The organism is Paracoccus amoyensis, assembly GCF_014490725.1.
Classification (GTDB): domain Bacteria; phylum Pseudomonadota; class Alphaproteobacteria; order Rhodobacterales; family Rhodobacteraceae; genus Paracoccus; species Paracoccus amoyensis.
This window is the reverse complement of sequence record NZ_JACOQL010000013.1, coordinates 1-6,018: the sequence shown is the minus strand read 5'-3', so window position 1 is coordinate 6,018 and position 6,018 is coordinate 1. Positions and strand designations below refer to the sequence as shown.

Here is a 6,018-nt window from a genome sequence, read left to right as displayed (position 1 = left end):
GGCTTATGATCAGGCCGCGCAGGAAAAGGCAGCGGCGGAGGTGGCGAACTTACCTGAGGATGCCGCGCTGGTCGGGATGATGGCGGATTACGCAGTCATACGGGCGCAGACGCGGGCGTGCGAGGTGGAATGAACATCGGCCGGGTGGGCTCTGATCCGCTCGGGGCGGCCCAAGATTTGACGATGTCAAAAAGCGGCAGGGATTCGCTGCACAGAGATGGTGGCACGGAAGGGTGGTGTCTGTCTCGTTCGGAAATGGGCACAATTGTGCACCCGGCGCGTGTGGAAAGACGTGGGGTCAAGCATATGAGTTGGTGTCTGACCCGCGTAAGAAACAGTCTAAGTCAGCACGTAACCGCCCTGGATACCCCGTTTGTTCTTGATTAAGGTGAATCATGTAGACATTGTGTCAGAAAAATTCCCAGAGAGGGCAGAGGGACATGCAGGCTGATTTTTCCACGCTCCTGGCGCAGGCCGGATATACTGTTCCTGAAGCAGCTCGTGTCCTCGGCTACTCGGAAGGCCACATTTATCGCTGGAAGCGCGGAGAGGAAATCCCCCGCGAGAGCGTGATCCGCCTGCTGAACATGGAAATTGACCGGAAGCGCGATGCCGGAAACGCGGACAAGACCTTCACTTTCATCGACCTCTTTGCCGGAATCGGCGGACTGAGGCGCGCGATGGAGAGCGCGGGCGGGCGCTGCATCTTCACATCGGAATGGGACAAATACGCCCAGCAGACCTATATGGCCAATTTTCCCGACAACCGCCTTCCGGTCGGCGACATCCGGGAAGTCGAGGCAGAAGACATTCCCGCGCATGACGTTCTTGTCGCAGGGTTTCCCTGCCAGCCGTTCTCGATCGCAGGGGTTTCCAAGAAGAACGCGCTCGGCCGCGCGCATGGCTTCGACGATGAAACCCAAGGAACGCTGTTCTTCGACGTGCTGCGGATCCTGATGCATCACCGCCCTGCGGCGTTTATGCTTGAAAACGTCAAGAACCTGAAAAGCCATGACAAGGGCCGGACCTTCGAGGTGATCCGGCGCAAGCTGACCGAAGAACTCGGCTATACGCTTAAAACCCGGATCATCGATGCAGGACATTTCGTGCCGCAGCACCGCGAACGCATCGTGATGGTCGGGTTCCGCGAGGCCACTGGTTTCAGTTTTGATGACGTCCGGCTTCCGACCTATGGCGCCAGGCGCATGCGCGATATCCTGCATCCCGAGAATGGCACAGAAAGTCCTGAGGGGCATTTCACCGTTGGCTCGGACGCCATGGTCAGCGACAAATACACCCTGACAGACAAGCTCTGGGCCTATCTGCAAGGCTATGCCGAGAAGCATAAGGCCAAGGGAAACGGATTTGGGTTCGGCATGGTGGATGGAGACAGCATCTCGCGCACTCTGTCGGCACGCTACTACAAGGATGGCTCGGAAATTCTGGTGAGCCGGGGCGAAGGCAACAATCCGCGCCGGCTGACGCCGCGCGAATGCGCGCGACTGATGGGCTATCCGGATGACTTCCGAATCCCGGTTTCGGACACCCAGGCCTATAAGCAGTTCGGAAATTCGGTGGCGGTGCCCGTTTTTGCCGAGGTCGCACGGGTCATGGCCCCGCACATTCTCGCCGTCGCGGGAGCCGAGCCCCTCAGAAAAGTTGGCTGACGTTCACGACAGCAAAACCCGCAGCCGAAATATGGCGGCGATCCGGGGCGCTGATACCAAGCCGGAGATGCTGATCCGGCGCGGTCTCCATTCACGCGGGTTTCGTTACCGGCTGCACGACCGGAAGCTACCCGGCAGGCCCGACATTGTGCTGCCGTGGCACCGGGCGGTGATATTTGTGAACGGTTGCTTCTGGCATGGTCATGACTGCCCCATGTTCCGCTGGCCGGCAACACGGCAGGAATTCTGGCACGACAAGATCACCGGCAACATGGAACGGGACGCCCGCAATATCGCGGCACTGCTGTCGTCGGGCTGGCGCGTCGCCCTGATCTGGGAATGCGCTCTGAAGGGACGCGGTAAATTGCCGCCCGAGGCGGTGATTGACTCCCTGATCGATTGGCTATGTTCTGCAGAAAAGAGGCTGACACTCGAAGGCCTGACAGCAGACACAGGCGGTTGAGTTGAACGAGCAGGGTATTTTCGATTTTGAGAACGAGGGCGATGGTCAGGCACGTATGTTGACGGACCTGTTGAACCGGGCGGAACGGGTTCTGGTCAAAAAACTCTCGAACAACGACCGTGACTGGGCGCGCTTCGCCAACAAGCATCAGGCCGGTGTCTACATCCCCGCCGAACAACGTGAAGGCGGTTTCTTTCCGCCCCTCGAGACCAAGGCACGCAGAGATGCCAACGCCGCGCCCATCCGGGAGGCTTGGTTCGACACCTATTGGCCGCAGGCTTCTGGCGACGAGCGCAGCAAACACACACGGATCGTGCATTACACGAGCAAGGGCCCCGAAACCCATATGACCCGTCTGCCGAAGGAGTGCTTCGGCTACCTTTCACCGGCGTCATTCCTCGTTATGGGCCGCTACCAGCAGGGGGAAGATACTGCCTACGAGTGCCTGACCATCGATTCCGCCAGTGACGACGCGGAGCTGCTTCTGGCACAACTCGACATCACGCCCGTTTTTCTGATCGGTGAGTTCAAACCCGCCGAAATCCGTGCGCGGGAGCAGAATCGCGTGCTGGATTTCGTCGAAGAGCTCATCGTCTCCTGGCACGCCGGAACGATTGTCGACTTCGCCCGCGCCCGCGCGGCAATGCCGAAGACCGAAGAACTGGCCGGGCTGGCGCGTGGCCGATACCTTGAGCTGAACGGTCTGGAACGCCTTGATCTCTTTGTGATCAAGCGCCCGGGGGATGCGCTGCGTGAAATCAGCCGCATCATCGAATGGGACATGTTTCGGGAGTTCCAGCGCCGCGAGCGGGCTGTTGAGCTTGTCCGCATCGTCATGGGCGACAAACCGCGTGACATGACTGTCACGGAGGTCATCCGGCAGTTGGTCAATGAACTGCCGCGGGTCGATGCGCTGATGCTGTCGGCAAGCCAGCAAAGGAAATCACGGGCGGGTTATTCCTATGAACACCATATCGAAGCAATGCTGTCGGGTGGAGGTATCCCCTTCGAAAAGCAGGTCGTCATCGAAGCGAAGAAGCGGCCGGACTTCATACTGCCGTCTCTGCAATTTATACGGAGCGGTGACGCGGCCGCCGCATCAGGCCTGATCCTGAGCGCCAAAACTACCTTGCGCGAGCGCTGGAAGCAGGTCGAGCGCGAGAAGGGCGAACACAGGCTCTACCTGACTACGGTCGACGAGAACATCGCAGGGAACGCAATCGAGGACATGGCGTCATTTGGCGTACATCTTGTGATCCCCGAGAGCCTTATGGACGCGAGAGAAACCGAATACGGTGGTCATAAAAACGTTCTGACATTTGAACAGTTCTGCAATGACGTCATTCGTCCAGAGATGAACCAGTGGGCATCGTGATGGCGTAAGCGAGAATCTATAGTTCGCGGTATTGCGGCCGATGGTCCAGCGGTTATTGTTGGGAAGCTATAACGATTGTTGGGGCAGTGAGCAAATGTCTGTGAAAGAGCTTTTCGATAGCCTCCGCCATCGGATGTCGTGGACAAGCGCTCGCAAGATACTTCAGGCAAACGGAATCTCTACGAGCTACGGTTGGGACGCAACGCTCGAGAAAATTTCGGAGCAAACACGTGAGCCTGAAACGGGCCGCATCGAGGATGGTTTGATCGAGCACCTGCTTTGCGGTCAAAAGTTCACCAAGCTTTATCCTCTTGATCCCGGACACCGTGAAACCCTCCAAGCAAGGATAGCTGCAATGGCGCCTGCAGACTGTCCTGCGACACAGCGCTATCCCTACAAGATGGATGACAGCGATCTGCTTCACGGAAACGGTGATATGCTGCCCGTTCGCACCGAATCCAGCGAAGACGGCGTAGGTTTGGTCCTGTCTTCAGTTTTTTGGATTAAGCGGCGCGAAGAAATTAGCTTTCAAGAGTTTGACAAACCCTCAGACATGAAAGCTCGATATGATGAGGTTGTGGGCATCGTCAGGGAACCGGTCCAGATGTTTCACGTCATCTGGATCCCTCACCATCGAGACTTCTTGGAAATTCGCGTTGATAGCCCATGCGGAGTCGCAGAGGCGGACATCCACGGGCTGCACTCTGTGCTGCGAACCCTTGTGAACGGTTGGGGTGACGTGACGTTGGGTAAGCCGGTCAACCTTTTCCCTGCCGTGCGACCGTTTTATGACGACGTCAGCGAGGGAACAGTAACTCAGATGACCTTTCAGACCACGACCGGTGGCATCAAGGATGAAAAACTGCCGCGCCGGCGGCGCGACGCCGATCAACGCACCGAAGCCTACCACGTTGCTGGCAAGGAGGCTGTTGAGGCTATCGCAATCTATCGCATCACCGTCGAATGGGGTTTCTCGGAGGACAATATCGTCTATACGCCTTCTATCAGCTTGTCTGCTTCCGGGCCTGCCGGCAACAGCAGTACTGGTGATCCCGTCATCACTGGAGCCTTGATCGAGAACTGCGTACGTGCGGTGGACTATGAATTTGTGATCGACCGCCTTGGCAGAAAGGCTAAACTCGACGAGCCAGATGTGCCACACTCGTGAGATGGACATCGCGGAATTCAGAAACAGGCTTGCGAACTCGCGGCTTGAGCCACGAATCCTGTCTGCGTGCCTGGCGATCACTGACATCCTCGCGAAGCTAAGGCCTGGCGACGGCCAGCACCTTGGTCTTCCGTTCTTTTACGAACGGCTCGGAGAGTCGCCTGATCGCGATAGCTTGCTTCCTGCGCTAAGCATTTTGAGCTCTAAGGACGGCGCTATTCTTGAGGTGCATGGTTACCTTGATGATGCAGAAGAAGGACAGCTCCATTTATCCAATGAGGATTTTCGTGAGCTCTTGCACAACGGCAAGTTGGCGCATCCCACATCGGGCGAGCTCGTTTCGAACCCGCTAGAACAGGTCCGGATCTTTTATTCGCTTCGGGATGAGTTTTGACGTGAACCCGAAGGATATTTCAGTAGCAGAATATTTAAAATTCTTTGGAAATCAACCTGGTGGGATCGTCCTGAGGTGGCAGTTCGCTGGGGATCATGGCGAGCGCCTGAGCATTTTAGAAGAAGCTTTGGATCGGTGCTATAGCAGACTCGTCGATACGCGAGGACTAAACGAGGATCGCAGCGAGGACGAGCTTAGCATGCAGGTCGCCAACATGCTCAGCGCGTCTGGCATTTCAGCCAGACATGATCGCCATATTAATGGCCATTGCGATATTGTTGTCGATGCGGAAGACGGCTTCATGTGGCTGGGTGAGGCAAAAATCCACAGCGACTATAGTTGGCTCGCAGACGGGTTCCTTCAGTTGTCTACCCGTTATGGGACCGCGATGGAGGGCAGAGATCATGGCGAACTCATTATCTACCACCGGGCCGGAAATTCTTTAAATGTACTCACGACTTGGCAAGATCGTCTTTTCGCCAATCACCCCGACACCGAGCTTTCTTTCGACATCGCTCAGCCCAAGTTGTTCTTTCGAACAGTTCATAAATGTCCAAATTCGGGCTGCGATTTTCATGTTCGTCACACGATCATTCCACTGATGCATGCTCCGGAAAAGTAGGCGCCGGCCGCCTGCCACTGGTGGCCTCATCAAACGTTGATGTGGCGTTGATGTAAACGCGTAAACGCCGGTGGTATTTGGATACCATCGACTTATATGTTTGATATTTGGATATTTTTTTGTTGCTGGGACAGGATTTTAACCTGTGACCTTCAGGTTATGAGCCTGAAATGGCAGTTCCACTTCTGGCAGAGCATGTTAAAATTTCGCTTCGATGCTAAGATCCTCCACCCACGTCCCGACACTGTTCAAGACCTTGATCATGATGACCTTTCCTGATCTCACAGCCGGGCAGCCGCATCAGTTCTATTGCTGATACGCAGATCTGC

Annotated in this window: 6 protein-coding genes; all 6 read left to right on the top strand. The window is 56.2% G+C overall.

Annotation, left to right across the window (positions count from 1 at the left end; all coding sequences use genetic code 11):
- Positions 1-440 precede the first annotated feature (440 nt).
- The 6 genes from dcm (at position 441) to H4P12_RS18445 (ending at position 5,689) form a co-directional block, all read left to right on the top strand.
- Complete coding sequence (gene dcm / locus H4P12_RS18470) at positions 441-1,667, top strand: DNA (cytosine-5-)-methyltransferase (RefSeq protein ID WP_187795097.1); 1,227 nt, start codon at positions 441-443, stop codon at positions 1,665-1,667.
- A 31-nt stretch (positions 1,668-1,698) separates the two neighbouring features.
- Positions 1,699-2,130 carry a very short patch repair endonuclease gene (locus H4P12_RS18465; protein WP_281390508.1) on the top strand — a complete coding sequence of 144 codons (432 nt, stop codon included), beginning with the start codon at positions 1,699-1,701 and terminating at the stop codon, positions 2,128-2,130.
- Position 2,131: 1 nt separating this feature from the next.
- On the top strand, positions 2,132-3,505 hold the full coding sequence (locus H4P12_RS18460) for a type II restriction endonuclease (RefSeq protein ID WP_187795095.1): 1,374 nt from the start codon (positions 2,132-2,134) through the stop codon (positions 3,503-3,505).
- Positions 3,506-3,599: 94 nt separating this feature from the next.
- Positions 3,600-4,673 carry a hypothetical protein gene (locus H4P12_RS18455; RefSeq protein WP_187795094.1) on the top strand — a complete coding sequence of 358 codons (1,074 nt, stop codon included), beginning with the start codon at positions 3,600-3,602 and terminating at the stop codon, positions 4,671-4,673.
- Position 4,674: 1 nt separating this feature from the next.
- Positions 4,675-5,067, top strand: a complete 393-nt coding sequence (locus tag H4P12_RS18450) for a hypothetical protein (RefSeq protein WP_187795093.1) — start codon at positions 4,675-4,677, stop codon at positions 5,065-5,067.
- Positions 5,057-5,689 carry a hypothetical protein gene (locus tag H4P12_RS18445; protein WP_223115895.1) on the top strand — a complete coding sequence of 211 codons (633 nt, stop codon included), beginning with the start codon at positions 5,057-5,059 and terminating at the stop codon, positions 5,687-5,689. The genes H4P12_RS18450 and H4P12_RS18445 overlap by 11 nt, the downstream gene beginning before the upstream one ends.
- The last annotated feature ends 329 nt before the right edge of the window (positions 5,690-6,018 follow it).